Origin of the sequence: Streptomyces sp. NPDC047072 (assembly GCF_040643855.1) — a bacterium.
Taxonomy (GTDB): Bacteria; Actinomycetota; Actinomycetes; order Streptomycetales; family Streptomycetaceae; genus Streptomyces.
The window spans coordinates 1-14383 of sequence record NZ_JBEYVC010000026.1 but is presented as its reverse complement, the minus strand read 5'-3'; the positions used below and the strand labels follow the sequence as shown (position 1 = coordinate 14383).

Below are 14383 nucleotides of genomic sequence, written 5' to 3'. Positions count from 1 at the left end.
CGTCGGCCTGGCACACTGGCTCGCCAGGGCGCGGAAACGCGTCGAACGGGGAGATCCACGCAAGGAGATCCAGATGTCCATGGCAGGGAATCTGCGCAAGGTCACGGGCCTGGGCAGGGTCGGCGGCCTGCGCAAGGTGGCACGGCTGGCCAGGCGGCGCCCGCGCGTCGACCTCAGCCACCACGCCCGGTCCCCGCTGGGCACCTCGGTGGTCAACTGCGTGACGTACAAGGAAGGGGTACGGGTCCCCACGGACGGCGATCTCGTCGACACCGTGGAACACCTGCGCAAGACCCGGGACGGTTTCGTCTGGCTCGGTCTGCACGAACCGTCCGACCACGAGTTCGAGGGCATCGCCGACCTCTTCGACCTGCACCCGCTGGCGGTCGAGGACGCGGTCGAGGCCCATCAGCGCCCGAAGGTGGAGCGCTACGGCGAGACGCTGTTCGCGGTGTTCAAGACGGTCTGCTACGTGGAACACGAGGAACTCACGGCGACCAGCGAGGTGGTCAACACCGGCGAGATCATGGTGTTCGTCGGCCAGGACTTCGTGATCACGGTCCGGCACGGCAGCCATGGATCGCTGGGTCCGCTCCGCGAGGAGCTGGAGTCCGACCCCCGGCAGCTCTCCAAGGGGCCGGCCGCGGTGCTGCACGCGATCGCGGACCATGTGGTGGACGACTATCTGAACGTCACCGACTCCATGCAGTCGGACATCGACCTGGTCGAGACGGCGGTGTTCGCGGAGAACGGCGCCCGGGTCGACGCGGGGCGCATCTACCAGCTCAAGCGCGAACTCCTGGAGCTGAAGCGGGCGGTGGTGCCGCTCAGCCGCCCACTGGAGGACCTCTCCACCCGGCCGATACAGGTGGTCGCCCCGGAGATACAGGCGTACTTCCGCGATGTCTCCGACCATCTGCTGCGCGCCAAGGAACAGATCGCCGCCTTCGACGAGTTGCTCAACTCCATCCTCCAGGCGCACCTCGCGCAGGTGACGGTCGCACAGAACGAGGACATGCGGAAGATCACGGCCTGGGCCGCGGTGATCGCGGTGCCGACCATGGTCTGCGGGGTGTACGGCATGAACTTCGACCACATGCCGGAGCTGCACTGGACGTTCGGCTACCCGTTGGTGATGGGCGTGATAGCCGTCGCGTGCCTGGTGCTGTACCGGGGCTTCCGGCGCAACGGCTGGCTGTGACCGGGGCGATCCGCGAGCGGACCGCAGGCGGGCGGGTCAACGGCGGGCGTAGACGCTCTCGGCCCACCCGGCGATCTGCTCCTCCGTCAGGTGCCGGGCGAGGTCGGCCTCGCTGATCATGCCGACCAGGCGCTTGTTCTCGATGACGGGGAGCCTGCGGATCTGGTGCTCCTGCATCTCGTGGAGCACGTCGTCCACGTCGGCGCCCGCGTCGATCCAGCGCGGGGTGCCCCGGGCCATCTCGCCCGCGGTGATCTTCGAGGGGTCGTGGCCCACGGCCACGCAGCCGATGACGATGTCGCGGTCGGTGAGGATGCCGCACAGCCGTTCGTTCTCGTCGCTGATCGGCAGGGCTCCCACACCGAGTTCGCGCATCAGCTGGGCGGCGCGGTCCAGGGTCTCGTGGGCGGGGATCCACTGGGCGCCCCGGTGCATGATGTCTCCGGCGGTGGTCATGGAGTACCTCCCGATGCCGGGCGGCCGGCGCGGCGCGAGGGGCACCGCAAGTCCCGGCGCCCTACATTCTCGCCGCGCCCCTCGGCACCCGCACCCGGAACCCGGGGCCGCCCTTCGGCGGCGGGACGGCGGCTCAGGCCGAGAAGCCCACGATCTTCCGCGCGACCACGCGGATGATCAGGCGGACCTCGTCGTCCTTCTCGCCGGGTGGGTCGATGCCGAGGTACTTGTGCGAGAGGTCGTGCGGGAGCCGCTTGTCGGGGTCCGGGAGGAGTTCGGCAGTGCCGCGGATCTCGACCGAGCTGTAGGGGTTGGCGAGGTCGTAGACCGAGAGGCTGATGCGGGGGTCGCGGCGGAGGTTGCGTACCTTCTGGCGGCCGTCGGTGGAGGAGAAGAGGACGGTGTCGCCCTCGCGTTTGATCCAGACCACCGAGTTCTGGGGCGCGCCGTCGGGGCCGAGGGTGGCGACGCTGGCGAAGTTCTTACCGTCGAGGAGGGCGCGTACGGAGTCGTCGAAGGAGACGGATGCGGATGCGGAAACGGACCCGGGAGAGGAAGTCGTCATGCGGCCACCTTAACTAGATGCACGCGCATATAAAAGCGGTTTGGGGAGCGATCTGATCGGATCAGCCGTTCCAGGCCGGGTGGCGGGGGTCGTCGGCGCGGACCAGGACGTCGGCCGTGGCGGCGGGGTCGACCTCCTCGGCGTAGCGCGCGTGGGCGGGGAGGGTCCAGTGGTCGGCCTCGGGGGTACGGCGGCGCAGGGCGCCCTCGGAGAGGAGGAGGTGGACGGTCAGGTCGAAGGGGAACCAGTGGCGCAGCAGGAGGGGGCCGTGGAGCAACAGGACGCCACCGGGCGGGAGTTGGACGTAGGGGCTGCGGGTGGCTCGGTCGGTGGCCGGGTCCCACAGGTCGGGCAGGATTCGGCCGTCGCCGCCGGGTTCGAGGGGGCCGAAGACCTCTCGCCAGAGGGCGCCGGTGTCGAACCAGCCGTTGTAGTAGGCCTCCAGGTCGTGGTGGCCGTACTCGAGACGGAGCGAGGCGGGGCGCAGGAAGCCCTCCGTACCGACGACGAGCGAGGGGCGGCCGCGGGTGCGCAGGGCTTCACCGATCCGCTCGGCGAGGTCGCCCGGCCGGGCCGCCGGGGCGCCGTCGAGAGCGACGCGCGGCCAGGGGCTGTCGTCGGCCGGCTTCAGATCGAGCAGGCGGTCGGCCAGTTGGTCGGCGAGTCGGTCCCAGGTGATCGCTTGGAGTCGCACAGGGCCCATGATGCGACAGGGGGTGGGTGGGATGCGTTGCAGCTGCGCGCCGACGGCGGTCGTCTGCGGGGAGGGGGGTGAGCGGCGGTCGTCTGCGGTGAACGTCTGCGGGCGGGCGGCAGGCGGCAGGCGAGGGTTCGCGGGGGGGCGGCGGTCGGTCGGGCTGCGCCGAGAGTCGGTGCGTCGGGAGGGGGTCAGGGGGAGTCGTGGTGGCGGCGGGCCGCGAGGAGGTGTGGGAGGTGGGTCTCGCTCCAGGCGCGGGCCGCTTCGAGGAGGGGGAGGAGGGTGCGGCCGAGGGGGGTGAGGGCGTATTCGACGCGGGGTGGGTTCTCGTCGTAGGCGGTGCGCGTGAGGAGGCCGTCGCGTTCCATCGCGCGGAGGGTCTCACTGAGGACCTTCGGGGTCACGGCCTTGAGGGGGACGCGGAGTTCGGTGAACCGACGAGGGCCGGCCTCCAGACAACGGATCACCATTCCCGTCCACTTGTCACCGACACGGAAGGGTATGGCGGAGGAGGGACAGACGGGGTCGAACATGTCGGGGTCGAGAGGAGGGGCGAGCCGGGTGCCGTCCGTCGGGTCGGTCATGGGCCGAGGGTAGCGCCGATACCGTTGAAGTAACCGGGCCTTCGGTGCCTAACGTCCAGGTCGGACCGTGAAGTGCGGTTCTCGGCAGGGAGGTTGGGATGAGCGGGATCGTCGTGTTCGGTGCGGGTGGACGGGCCGGGCGAGCTGTGACGGGCGAGGCGCGGCAGCGGGGGTACGAGGTGACGGCCGTCGTGCGTGAACCCTCGCGGTATCCGGATCTCGGGGCGGACGGGGTCACCGTCGTCCGCGGGGATGTGACCGACCGGGAGTCGGCGAGGGCGGTCGTGGGTGGCCACGTGGCCGCCGTGCACGCGGTGTCGCCGTTCAGTGGACCGGAGCAGGGGTTCGACACGCTGGATCCGGAGTTCTTCGTGAGGGCGGCGGACGCGTTGCTGGAGGGGCTCGCGGGTGAGGGGGTGGGGCGGCTGGTGGCTGTGGGGCTGTTCGCGAACCAGCTCGGGGCGGACGGGCGGCCGGTGATGGACGATCCCGCGGTGTTCCCGCCGGAGTTTCGGCCGTTCGCGCTGGCGCACGCGGCGGGGTTGGAACGGTTGCGGAGGGACGGGGAAAGTGAGGCGGTCGACTGGGTGATGCTCACGCCGGGCGGTGGGCTGGAGCAGGGTGCTCCGCGCACGGGGCGGTACGGGTGGGGTGAGGAGCGGGTGTTCGGGGGCGGGCCGGAGAGTGGGCCGAGTGTGCTGTCGTACGCGGATCTCGCGGTGGCGGTGGTCGACGAGGTCGAAGCGCCGAGTCGGCATCGGGTGCGGGTGTCGGTGGTGGGGGCGGTCGGGGAATGAACTTTCCATGGCAGGTCTTGCAACTCCCCCGTCCCGGACCAGGATTCTCGTCTTCCAGCCGCTGAGGAGACGGCACTGTGCGGAGTGTCGGGGTGGGCCGTTGGCCCTGCTGGTCATGGAGGACGGGGTGCCGCGGTGTCTCGGCTGCGCCGACCTCGGGCACCTGGTCTTCCTGCCGCGCGGTGACACGGCGCTGACGCGGCGGGCGCGGGAGGAGAGTGCGCTGTCGGCGGTGGTCGTGCGGTTCAACCGGCGCAAGGGGCGTTACGAGCGGCAGGGGGTCCTCGTCGAGGAGACGGGGCTTGCGCGGGCCGAGGTGCGGTGCCTGGCGGACGCGGAGGCGCGGCGGCGGCGCCGGGTGCGGGATGCGCGGCGGCGGGCGGATGAGGACGTGCGGTTCGCGGAGGCGTTCGCGGCGGAGATCCTTCGGCTGTTTCCCGGGTGTCCTGTTGAGCGGGCGCGGGGGATCGCCTCGCATGCGTCGCTGCGGGGCAGCGGGCGGGTGGGGCGGAGTACGGCGGGGCGGGCGCTGTCGGAGGGGGCGGTGGTGTCGGCGGTGGTGGCGTCCGTACGGCATCTGGACACGCCGTACGACGAGTTGCTGATGAGTGGGGTGGCCCGGTATGAGGCGCGGCGGCGGATCGCGGGGGGTGTGGAGGCGGTGCTGGCGGAGTGGCGGCGGGGCGAGGGAGGAGAGGCCGGGGGCTGAGGGGAGTTCGGCACCGCCGGGATGCGACGTCGTGGTTGCGCGCCGTCGCGGCGGAGACAGGGGACCGACAGGAGCAAAGGACCGACGGGAAGAGGGACCGCGAGGCTCAGGAGACCGACGGGAGGAGGGACCGGCAGGAGCCGGAAGCCGGCAGAGGAAAGGGAGCAGGGAGGAAGAGGAGGCCGGCGGAGGAAAGGACCGGCAAGAGCAGGAGCCGGGCTGGAGGGGAGGTATCGGCAGGGGCAGGGAGCCGCAAGAGGGGAGGCACCGGCAGGAGCACAGGGCTGGCGGAGGGGAGGCGCCGGCAAGAACGCGAGGCCGGCGGAGGCGAAGCACCGGCAAGAACGCGAGGCCGGCGGAGGGGAGGCACCGGCAAGAGCAGGAGGCTGGCATAGATGAAGCGCCGGCAAGAGCGGGAGGCCGGTGGAGGGGTGGCTTCAGCAGGGGCAGGGAGTGGGTGGAGGGGACGGCGGAGGCTCGAAGGGTGGGGGTCTCGGTTGGTTGGACGATTGCGTATGGGGGTGCGCGGGGTGGGCATGGTCGGGGTGGGGGGTTCTGGGTTCACTTGTGGGAACAGGTGATACCGGGGTAGGTCTCGGTCGGACGGGGGAGTTGGTGGCGGGATGGTTGACGGGCCGTACTTTTTGTTGGTGGTGCTCGGGGTGTTGGGGACCGGGCTGGTGGCCGGGGTGTTCTGCGGGTTCTCGACCTTCGTGATGCGGGGGCTCGCCGATCTGCCGCCCGCTCAGGGGGTCGCGGCGATGAACGCGATCAATGTGAGCGCGCTACGGCCGCCGTTCATGGCCCTGTTCGCCGGGTCGGCGGTGCTGTGCGCGGTGATCGCGGTCGTGACGTTCGTGCTGTGGCCGGACGAGGGGACGGTGGAGCTGCTGCTGGGCAGCGCGCTGTATCTGTTCGGCTCGTTCGGGCTGACGTTGGTGGCGAACGTGCCGCGCAACGACGCCCTGCTCAAGCTGGACCCCGGCACCCCGGAGGCGGCGGCGTACTGGCCGACGTACGTGCGCGAGTGGACGACGTGGAACCACGTCCGCACGGCCGCCTCGGCCGCGGCGGCGCTGTCGTACCTGCTCGCTCTCACCTGAATCCCCAGCCACGATCCCTGAGACCCGGCCCAGACCCGGCCGAGCCCCCGCCGGGACCCCGCTGAGGCCCGGCTGAGCAGGACTCCGCACCCCGCTGCGAGCAAGCGCTGTCCGGCCGCCGACCGGCACTCTGCGCAAGGGGCCGATGCGTCGTATCGTGGCCGAAAGAAGTTCTGCCACAGTGCCGCCCGATGACGCACGGCCACCTCGTAGTGACCGTCGGTCCGGCACAGCAGGGCCGTCGTGGTCGCTCGTCACCGCGAAGGAAAGCCGCCATGGCCGATCCCAAGGGATTCATGACCACGCCTCGCCAGGACTGGCCGCGCAGGCCGGTCGAGGAGCGGGTCGGGGACTGGGACGAGGTGTACGTCCCCGGAGCGTTGCTGCCCATCGTCAGCAAGCAGGCGGACCGCTGTATGGACTGCGGGATCCCGTTCTGCCACGACGCCTGTCCGCTGGGCAATCTGATCCCCGAGTGGAACGACCTGGTCTCCCGGGAGGACTGGCGGCAGGCGGCGGATCGTCTGCACGCGACGAACAACTTCCCCGAGTTCACCGGGCGGTTGTGTCCCGCGCCGTGCGAGGCGGGGTGTGTGCTCGCCATCAACCAGCCGGCGGTCACCATCAAGAACGTCGAGGTCGCCATCGCCGACCGGGCCTGGGAACTGGGGTTCGCCCCGCCGCAGCCACCGGACCGGCTGTCCGGAAGGACCGTCGCGGTGATCGGGTCGGGGCCGACGGGGCTGGCGGCGGCACAGCAGTTGACGCGGGCCGGGCACACGGTCGTGGTGTACGAGAAGGACGACCGGCTCGGCGGGCTGATGCGGTACGGGATCCCCGAGTTCAAGATGGAGAAGCACCATCTGGAACGGCGGATCGAGCAGATGCGGGCCGAGGGGACGAAGTTCCGTACGTCCACGGCGGTCGGGCGGGACGTCGGGGCGGCGGAGCTGCGCGCGCGGTACGACGCGGTCGTGATCGCCACGGGGGCGACGGCGTGGCGGGAACTGGACGTGCCGGGGCGGGAGTTGGCCGGGATACACCAGGCGATGGAGTATCTGCCGCCGGCCAACCGGGTGTGCGAGGGGGACCTGGAGGCCTCCCCCCTGTCGGCCGCCGGGAAGCATGTCGTCATCGTCGGGGGCGGGGACACGGGGGCGGACTGTCTCGGGACGGCGGTGCGTGAAGGGGCCGCGTCCGTCACGCAGTTGGACATCTACGCGCAGCCGGGGGTGGAGCGGGACGAGGACGTCGAGCCGTGGCCGACCTATCCGAAGATCTACCGGTTGTCGGCGGCGCACGAGGAGGCGCGGGATCTTCGGACGGCTCCGGGGGCGGACGCGGACGCGCGGTTGTTCGCGGCGTCGACGCTTCGGTTCACGGGGGATGCGGAGGGGCGTGTGCGGTCGTTGCATCTCGTCGAGGTGGATGCGGGGCGGCGGGCGGTGGAGGGGACGGCGCGGATGCTGCCGGCCGATCTCGTGCTGCTCGCGCTCGGGTTCTCGGGGCCGGATCAAGAGGACGGGCTGGTGGAGCAGTTGGGGGTGGAGATGGCTGTTCGGGGGACGGTGGTGCGGGACGCGGAGTTCGCCACGAACGTCTCCGGGGTGTTCGCCGCGGGGGATGCGGCGCGGGGGCAATCGCTGATCGTGTGGGCGATCGCGGAGGGGCGGGCCGTGGCGGCGGCGGTGGATCGCTATCTGACGGGGAACTCCCAACTTCCGGCGCCTATTGGGCCGTTCGACCGACCGATGACGGTGTGAGGGGCGCGGCGGCGTCCCGCGGCGGATCCAGGGGACCGGCGGACAGAGACGCCGGTCCTGCCATGTGCGGTGTGCGTCAGGCGCGTTCGTCCGTGCCTGCCAGCTTTCCTGTGGCCAGGGCCACCCTGTTCCACGTGTTGATCGTGAGGATCACTGACAACACGTGGGCCAGTTCTTCCTCTGTGAACTGGGTTGTCGCCTCGGCGTAGAGCTCGTCCGGGACGCCTCCGTCGGCTATCAGGGTCACCGCCTCCGTGAGGGCCAGCGCCGCCTGTTCGCGCGGCGTGAAGAAGTGGCGGGCCTCGCACCAGAGCGGCACCAGGTGGAGGCGGTCCTCGCTCTCGCCGGCCTTGCGCGCGTCGTTGGTGTGCATGTGCAGGCAGTACGCGCAGTGGTTGAGGTGTGAGGAGCGGATCTGGATCAGTTCGACGAGGGCGGGGTCGAGGCCCTCGCGGGCGGCGGCGTCGAAGCCGACCAGGGCACGGAAGACCTTCGGCGCGGTCTTGGCGAGGTTCAGCCGAGTCGGCCTGGTCGGCCTAGCCAGCTCGGTCGGCTCGATCGGCTCGGTCGGTCGTACGGGCGCGGGGGTCGTGTTCGTCTGCGTCGTCATGCGTCCAACCTACGGGCCGCAAAGACCGGCTGTAGGGTGCATTTCCATGGCGGATTCATGGGTCAATTCCGCGGAGCGGATCGGCTCCGACCTGCACCTTGAGTGGGAGCCGTCCGGCCCCGGCGGGCGCCGCGCCGCGCTCACCCGCGCCCTGCGTGACGCCGTCCGCACCGGCCGGCTCGCCCCCGGCACCCGGCTCCCCCCGTACCGCTCGCTCGCCGCCGACCTCGGCGTCGCCCGCAACACGGTCGCCGACGCCTACGCCGAACTCGTCGCCGAGGGCTGGCTCACCGCCCGCCAGGGCTCGGGCACCCGGGTCGCGGAACGGACCGAGCCGCCGAGGACCGCGCCGCCGCGGAACGCCGTACACAGGACGCATCCGCCGCGCAGGCCCGCCGTACGCGCGCGGTACGACCTGCGGCAGGGGACGCCCGACGCGTCGGCGTTCCCACGGGCGGCCTGGCTGGCGTCGTACCGGCGGGCGCTCCAGCAGGCGCCCGACGAGGTGTTCGGGCCCGGGGATCCCGCGGGGCGGATCGAGTTGCGGACGGCGCTCGCGGAGTACCTCGCGCGGGCGCGGGGCGCGCGCACGGATCCGGGGCGGATCGTCGTCTGCTCCGGCTTCGCGCACGCGCTGCGGCTGCTGTTCGCGGGGCGGGTGCTCAGGGGTCCGCTGGCCGTGGAGGCGTACGGACTCCCCTTCCACCGCGAGCTGTTGACAACCGCGGGGGTGCGGACCGTGCCGCTCCCCCTCGACGAACACGGCGCGCGCGTCGAGGAGTTGGGGCGGGAGCGGGCCGTACTCCTCACGCCCGCGCACCAGTTCCCGACCGGCGGTCCGCTGCACGCCGAGCGGCGGGCCGCGGTCGTCGACTGGGCCCGCGCGCGGGACGGGGTGGTCCTGGAGGACGACTACGACGGGGAGTTCCGCTACGACCGCAAGCCCGTCGGCGCCCTCCAGAGCCTCGATCCGGAGCGGGTGATCCTCATCGGCTCGGTGAGCAAGAGCCTGTCACCGGCGGTGCGGCTGGGGTGGATGGTGCTGCCGCAGCGGTACGTCGGTGACGTGCTCGCGGCCAAGGGCGAGCGGGAGGCCTGGGCGAGCGTCCTCGACCAGCTGGCGCTCGCCGACCTCATCGACTCCGGGTCCTACGACCGTCACGTACGGCGGATGCGGCAGCGCTACCGTCGGCGCCGGGACCGGCTGGTCGCCGCGCTCGCCGAGCACGCGCCGCACATCGAGGTCAGCGGGGTCGCGGCCGGTCTGCACGCGGTGCTGCGGCTGCCGCCCGGCAGCGAGCGGTCCGCCGTCAAGGCCGCGACCTGGCAGGGCGTCGCCCTCGACGGGCTCGCGGAGTACCGCCACCCGGCCGCGCGGGACGCGGACATGGCGGTCCACGACGGGCTGGTGGTGGGGTACGCGACGCCTTCGGAGGGTGCGTACGGGGCGGCGCTGGAGGCGCTGTGCGGGGCGCTGCCGCCGGATCCGGGGTAGGGGCTCCGGCACCCTGCTGCCCCAGGGCTCTGCATCCTGCCTTCGGAGGACCCCCGCCTCCCCCGCTCCTGCCCGGGAACGACCGGGCGTCTGCTCCCGCCGGACCAGCCACCGACCGCCCCCTCCTGCGCGGTCCCGATTTCCCGCACCTTCTGTCCGAAAAGTGGCTTACGGGCTACAGGGATGCGAACAGCGGTGGGATCATCGGAACAGGAGGCGAGCAGTCGTCGTGTCCGCTCCGGCCCGGCAGCGGCCCGCCCCCATCCTTCGTTCCGTCGTCAGGCGCAGGGCCACCCCCGCGCGTCCCCCCTGTTGGCGGTCGGTCCTGGAGGGTGTTCGATGACGACGCTCGATGAACGTCACGGAGAGGGTGCACGCGACGGGGACAGCCGTCGGGGTACGGTCCCGGACGGCCCGGTCGAGGCGTACGGCCCGGTCGACACGTACGGTCCCGTCGAGGCGTACGGCCCCGTCGTCCCGCTGGACCGGCCCCTCGCCGCGGCCGCCGTGACCGCCGGGTCCAAGGCCGCGAACCTCGCCCGTGCGGCTGGTGCGGGGCTCCCGGTGCTGCCGGGGTTCGTGATCACCTACGGCGCGGCCCTCTCCCCCGCCCTTGAAGACCACGCCTCCGAAGACCACGCCTCCGACCTGCACCGCGCCTGGCACGAGCTCTCCGACGGCGGTGCCCTCCCCCTCGTCGTACGGTCCTCGTCCCCGCAGGAGGACACCGAGGCGTCGTCGCTGGCGGGACAGTTCGCCTCCGTGCTGGACGTACGCGGCTGGGCCGCCTTCCGTACGGCGGTACGGACCGTGCTCGACTCGGCGCACCGGCCCGACGGGTCCACCGCGCCCATGGCGGTGCTGGTGCAGCCGATGCTGAGCGCGCGGGTCGGCGGGGTGATGTTCGGGGCCGACCCTGTGGAAGGGCGTACCGACCGGATGCTGGTGAGCGCGGTGCGGGGCGGGCCGGACAGCCTGGTGAACGGGGCGCAGGCGGGCACGGACTACTGGCTGGGGCGCGGGGGGCGCTTGCTGCGTGTGGAGCTGCCGGAGGTTGGGGGGTCGCTGGAAGCTGGCGTGCCGCGGGAGGCCGGTGTGTTGCAGGAGTCCGGTGCGGTGCAGGAGGCCGGAGCTCTGCGAGAGGCCGGTGTGCCGTCGGGGATCGGTGTGCCGCCGGAAGCTAGGGGGGTGCGAGAGACCGGTGTGCCGCCGGAAGCTAGGGGGGTGCTAGAGACCAGTGTGCTGCCGGAGGCCGGAGCACTGCGGGAGGTCGGTGCCCCGCGGGAGTCTGGCGTGTCGGTGGAGGCCAGCGTGTTGCGGGAGGCAGGTGTGCTGCCGGAGGCCGGAGCACTGCGGGAGGTTGGTGCACCGCGGGAGTCTGGCGTGTCGGTGGAGGCCAGCGTGCTGCGGGAGGCAGGTGTGCCGCCGGAGGCCGGGGCGTTGCTCACCCGCGTCGAGTTGGTCCGGCTGGCGTGGCTTGCGCGGCGGGTGCGGCGGGTGTTCGGGGGGCCGCAGGACATCGAGTTCGGGTTCGACGAGGGCGGGCGGCTGTGGCTGTTCCAGAGCCGGCCGATCACGGCGATGGCGGCACGGCCGCCGCGCGGGGCCCGGTTGCTGGGGCCCGGGCCGGTCGCCGAGACGCTGCCGGGGCGGTTGGCGCCGCTGGAGGAGGACCTGTGGGTGGCGCCCATGGCCCGGGGGCTCACGGCCGCGTTGGACATCGGGGGCAGTGCGTCACGCCGGCTGCTGCGGACTGTGCCGGTCGTGAGGACGGTCGGAGGGCGGGCCGCGGCGGACTTGCGACTGCTCGGCGCGGTCGCGCCCCGGCACCGGTGGCTCGCGCTGCTCAACCCGGCGCCGGGGGCGCGGCGGCTCGGGGCGGCCTGGCGGGTGGGGCGGCTGAGCGCGGCGTTGCCGGGGCTGGCGACGGATCTGGTGGCCGACGTCGACGCGCGTCTCGCGCAGGTGCCGGCACCGCACACGCTGACCTCGCCCGAACTGGCCGCGGAACTCCGCTGGACCCGCGCGGTCCTGGTCTCCCTGCACGCCCAGGAGGCCCTCGCGGGCGCGCTCCTGCCGGAGACACCGGGCGGCCGCACGGGCGCGGGCCTCGCTCTGACCGCCCTGTCCGAGGCCCGCGCACAGGGTCTGACCGACACGGAGGCGATCGCCGGGACACCGGTGATCCTCGCGCTGACGGCGCCGAGTGTGGGGGGAAGGGTGAGGTTGCCGGCGGCGCCGAGCACAGAGGGTCACGGGCGGGGCGCCGATGCCGCGGCCCTCGGCGAGCGTCGCGCCCGGACCCCTGCCCTTGCCGAGCTTCCCACCCGCACCCCCGTCCTCCCCCACCGCGAAGCCCTCCGGCTCCGTATCCGGTGGGTGCAGGAGTTGCAGGTCAGGCTTGTGCGGGAGGGGGCGTGGCGGCTGGGGGTGGACCCGTCCCGAGTCGTGCTGCTGCGCTGGAAGGAGTTCGCCGCCGGGCTGGAGGGGGATCCGTTGCCCGGTGATCTGGCCGAGCGGATACCCGTCGCCGAGTCGCCGCCGTTGCCGGACGCCTTCCGGCTCGCCGCGGACGGCACCGTCGTCGCCGAGCGCGGCGGTGGGGACGGTGGGCGTGGAGTGTCCGGCGGGCGGGCGGTCGGGACCGTCTGGGACGGGACGGGGACCCCTCCCCCGGACGCCGTGCTGGTCGTCCGCACGCTGGATCCCGCGCTCGCCCCGCTGCTGCCCCGGCTCACCGGCCTGGTCGCCCAGACCGGCAGCCCGCTGTCCCATCTCGCCGTACTGGCAAGGGAGTTCGGCCTGCCGACGGTGGTCGGCGCCACCGACGCGGTACGCCGCTTCCCGCCGGGCTCCCGCCTCACCGTCGACGGAACAACCGGCGACGTACGCCCGGCGGACGCACCGGACATACGGCAGGGGGACGCGCCGGACGGCCGGCGAGGGGACGCACCGGACGGCCGACCCGGAGACGCGGCAGACGGACTGCCCGGGGGTGCGGCAGACGTCCGGGACGGGGGCGCGGCAGACGGGCGGTCCAGGGGCACGGCAGACGTCCGGGACGGTAACGCGGCAGAGGTCCAGGCCGGAAACGCGCCGGACGCACAGCCCGCCAAGGCGTCAGCCGCTCAACCCGCCAAGGCCTCAACCCCTCAACCCGCCGATGCGTCAGCCGCACAGCCCACCGCCGCACCCGACGCACAACCCACCGACGCACCGGACGCACCACCCACCGCCGCACCGAACCCCCACCCCGGCACCACATCAGCCGCGCGCCCCGCAGGCATACCGCGCCGCTCCCCCGGAGGCGTGTCATGAGACGGCTTGCCTATCTCTTCGCCGGGCTCGCCGCCGCCGGGGCCGGGACGTATCTCGTCGTCTATCTGTACCGCTGGCAGTGGCAGCGTGCCCTGCTCTGCGGTGTGCTGCTGCTGGTCGTCGAGGTGATGCTGCTCGGGCTCGTGCTGCTGGGCCGGCTCACCCGGATCGAGGAACGGCTGCGGGACTCGGACCGGCGGCAGCGGGAGCTGGCCGCCCGCCAGGAGGACGCGCTGGCCCGGCTGCGCACCGCGCCCGAGCCCGGCGCCACAGCGGGCCGATCGAGCACCACAGCGGGCCGGTCGAGCACCACGGCGGGCCGTTTCCGCTGGTTGGAGGAGCCGGCCGAGCGTACGTACGTGTTCGTGCCGGTGCTCATGGTCACCGGGGTACTGCTGTCCGGGATCGCCTGGGTGGTGCAGCGGGTCGCGTCGGCGACCGCGCGGCCGGCCGAGCGGCGCCTCGCCGGCCGGCTGGCGGTGCTGACGGCACCCAGCCCGGCCTCCCCCGACGACCTGGAGGACCTGCCACCGCTGGTCTCCCGCCGCTCCCGGACCCGTACCGCCCGGGTCGCCGCCGTCGCCGTCGTCGGCACCGCCCTGCTCGGCGGGCTCGTGGCCGGTCTCGCCGATCTCACCCAGACCCGGGACGGGGGCGCGAACGACAGCGCGGCGACCTCCGTCGTCGTCCAGGTCGACATGCGCGGCACGGACCTGTCGGCCGGGCGGCGCGCGCTCGCCGCGGAGCAGGTGTGGGAGCGCTGCCGGGACTCCACGTCGGTCCCGCTGAACCACGCGACCCTGGGCGACCTGGGCGACGGCCTCTACGCCGGAGTGGTCCGCCCAGCCCTGACCCCCCACGACCGCATGCGCCTACGAGGCTGCCTGGAGGACGCAACCCTGGAACGAGCCCACCTGACGGTGATCGGCATAGGCGACGCAGACACGGACGACGACTGACGCCGACCCCACCGCCCCCCTCGATCAGGGAAGATTGGTGCGGATGTCCCGGCAAATCGCCTCCTCGACCAGGAGGTGCACGTCGACTGGTTCACCCACGAGCGGCTCGACAGCGCGGATCTCGAC

At 72.8% G+C, this 14383-nt stretch carries 13 protein-coding genes; 8 read left to right on the top strand and 5 right to left on the bottom strand.

Annotated elements, in window-relative coordinates; genetic code table 11:
• Positions 1-73 precede the first annotated feature (73 nt).
• Positions 74-1201 carry a magnesium and cobalt transport protein CorA gene (locus ABZ896_RS14370; protein WP_360927225.1) on the top strand — a complete coding sequence of 376 codons (1128 nt, stop codon included), beginning with the start codon at positions 74-76 and terminating at the stop codon, positions 1199-1201.
• Positions 1202-1237: 36 nt separating this feature from the next.
• Here ABZ896_RS14370 and ABZ896_RS14365 read toward each other — a convergent pair whose 3' ends face one another.
• The 4 genes from ABZ896_RS14365 to ABZ896_RS14350 all read right to left on the bottom strand — a co-directional run bounded on the left by ABZ896_RS14365 (position 1238) and on the right by ABZ896_RS14350 (position 3503).
• On the bottom strand, positions 1238-1657 hold the full coding sequence (locus tag ABZ896_RS14365; protein WP_360927222.1) for a CBS domain-containing protein: 420 nt from the start codon (positions 1655-1657) through the stop codon (positions 1238-1240).
• 133 nt (positions 1658-1790) lie between these two features.
• Positions 1791-2222: a PPOX class F420-dependent oxidoreductase gene (locus ABZ896_RS14360; RefSeq protein ID WP_360927219.1), complete on the bottom strand. Its 432-nt coding sequence runs from the start codon at positions 2220-2222 to the stop codon at positions 1791-1793.
• 61 nt (positions 2223-2283) lie between these two features.
• On the bottom strand, positions 2284-2925 hold the full coding sequence (locus ABZ896_RS14355) for a uridine kinase (protein ID WP_360927216.1): 642 nt from the start codon (positions 2923-2925) through the stop codon (positions 2284-2286).
• A 185-nt stretch (positions 2926-3110) separates the two neighbouring features.
• Positions 3111-3503 carry a helix-turn-helix domain-containing protein gene (locus ABZ896_RS14350; protein ID WP_360927213.1) on the bottom strand — a complete coding sequence of 131 codons (393 nt, stop codon included), beginning with the start codon at positions 3501-3503 and terminating at the stop codon, positions 3111-3113.
• Positions 3504-3601: 98 nt separating this feature from the next.
• On the opposite strand from ABZ896_RS14350, the gene ABZ896_RS14345 reads away from it, so the two are divergent.
• The 4 genes from ABZ896_RS14345 to ABZ896_RS14330 all read left to right on the top strand — a co-directional run bounded on the left by ABZ896_RS14345 (position 3602) and on the right by ABZ896_RS14330 (position 7875).
• Positions 3602-4300 (top strand): NAD(P)H-binding protein, encoded by a 699-nt coding sequence (locus ABZ896_RS14345; protein ID WP_360927210.1) that lies wholly within the window; start codon positions 3602-3604, stop codon positions 4298-4300.
• Positions 4301-4307: 7 nt separating this feature from the next.
• Complete coding sequence (locus ABZ896_RS14340; protein ID WP_360927207.1) at positions 4308-5009, top strand: DUF2293 domain-containing protein; 702 nt, start codon at positions 4308-4310, stop codon at positions 5007-5009.
• A gap of 623 nt (positions 5010-5632) precedes the next feature.
• The gene (locus ABZ896_RS14335) at positions 5633-6112 is read left to right on the top strand and encodes an anthrone oxygenase family protein (RefSeq protein WP_360927204.1); all 480 of its coding nucleotides are present in this window, start codon (positions 5633-5635) and stop codon (positions 6110-6112) included.
• Between the two features lie 275 nt (positions 6113-6387).
• Positions 6388-7875, top strand: a complete 1488-nt coding sequence (locus ABZ896_RS14330; protein WP_360927201.1) for a glutamate synthase subunit beta — start codon at positions 6388-6390, stop codon at positions 7873-7875.
• 76 nt (positions 7876-7951) lie between these two features.
• Here ABZ896_RS14330 and ABZ896_RS14325 read toward each other — a convergent pair whose 3' ends face one another.
• Positions 7952-8485, bottom strand: coding sequence for a carboxymuconolactone decarboxylase family protein (locus ABZ896_RS14325; RefSeq protein ID WP_360927198.1), 534 nt, complete (start codon positions 8483-8485; stop codon positions 7952-7954).
• A gap of 46 nt (positions 8486-8531) precedes the next feature.
• Here ABZ896_RS14325 and ABZ896_RS14320 point away from each other — a divergent pair, with 46 nt between their 5' ends.
• From ABZ896_RS14320 to ABZ896_RS14310, 3 genes are all read left to right on the top strand, one after another.
• Entirely contained in the window at positions 8532-9980 is a 1449-nt protein-coding gene (locus ABZ896_RS14320) for a PLP-dependent aminotransferase family protein (protein WP_360927195.1), read from the top strand.
• A gap of 339 nt (positions 9981-10319) precedes the next feature.
• The gene (locus tag ABZ896_RS14315) at positions 10320-13298 is read left to right on the top strand and encodes a PEP/pyruvate-binding domain-containing protein (RefSeq protein WP_360927192.1); all 2979 of its coding nucleotides are present in this window, start codon (positions 10320-10322) and stop codon (positions 13296-13298) included.
• A complete protein-coding gene (locus ABZ896_RS14310) occupies positions 13295-14257 on the top strand; it encodes a hypothetical protein (RefSeq protein ID WP_360927189.1) in 963 nt (320 codons plus the stop codon). The genes ABZ896_RS14315 and ABZ896_RS14310 overlap by 4 nt, the downstream gene beginning before the upstream one ends.
• Positions 14258-14383 lie beyond the last annotated feature (126 nt).

Bases quoted from the DNA above. Each gene is read 5' to 3' on its own strand.
- ABZ896_RS14315 (WP_360927192.1), top strand. From the start codon at position 10,320: ATGACGACGCTCGATGAACGTCACGGAGAGGGTGCACGCGACGGGGAC.
- ABZ896_RS14340 (WP_360927207.1), top strand. From the start codon at position 4,308: ATGGCAGGTCTTGCAACTCCCCCGTCCCGGACCAGGATTCTCGTCTTC.
- ABZ896_RS14320 (WP_360927195.1), top strand. From the start codon at position 8,532: ATGGCGGATTCATGGGTCAATTCCGCGGAGCGGATCGGCTCCGACCTG.
- ABZ896_RS14325 (WP_360927198.1), bottom strand. From the start codon at position 8,485: ATGACGACGCAGACGAACACGACCCCCGCGCCCGTACGACCGACCGAG.
- ABZ896_RS14370 (WP_360927225.1), top strand. From the start codon at position 74: ATGTCCATGGCAGGGAATCTGCGCAAGGTCACGGGCCTGGGCAGGGTC.
- ABZ896_RS14310 (WP_360927189.1), top strand. From the start codon at position 13,295: ATGAGACGGCTTGCCTATCTCTTCGCCGGGCTCGCCGCCGCCGGGGCC.
- ABZ896_RS14355 (WP_360927216.1), bottom strand. From the start codon at position 2,925: ATGGGCCCTGTGCGACTCCAAGCGATCACCTGGGACCGACTCGCCGAC.
- ABZ896_RS14335 (WP_360927204.1), top strand. From the start codon at position 5,633: ATGGTTGACGGGCCGTACTTTTTGTTGGTGGTGCTCGGGGTGTTGGGG.
- ABZ896_RS14345 (WP_360927210.1), top strand. From the start codon at position 3,602: ATGAGCGGGATCGTCGTGTTCGGTGCGGGTGGACGGGCCGGGCGAGCT.
- ABZ896_RS14360 (WP_360927219.1), bottom strand. From the start codon at position 2,222: ATGACGACTTCCTCTCCCGGGTCCGTTTCCGCATCCGCATCCGTCTCC.
- ABZ896_RS14365 (WP_360927222.1), bottom strand. From the start codon at position 1,657: ATGACCACCGCCGGAGACATCATGCACCGGGGCGCCCAGTGGATCCCC.
- ABZ896_RS14350 (WP_360927213.1), bottom strand. From the start codon at position 3,503: ATGACCGACCCGACGGACGGCACCCGGCTCGCCCCTCCTCTCGACCCC.
- ABZ896_RS14330 (WP_360927201.1), top strand. From the start codon at position 6,388: ATGGCCGATCCCAAGGGATTCATGACCACGCCTCGCCAGGACTGGCCG.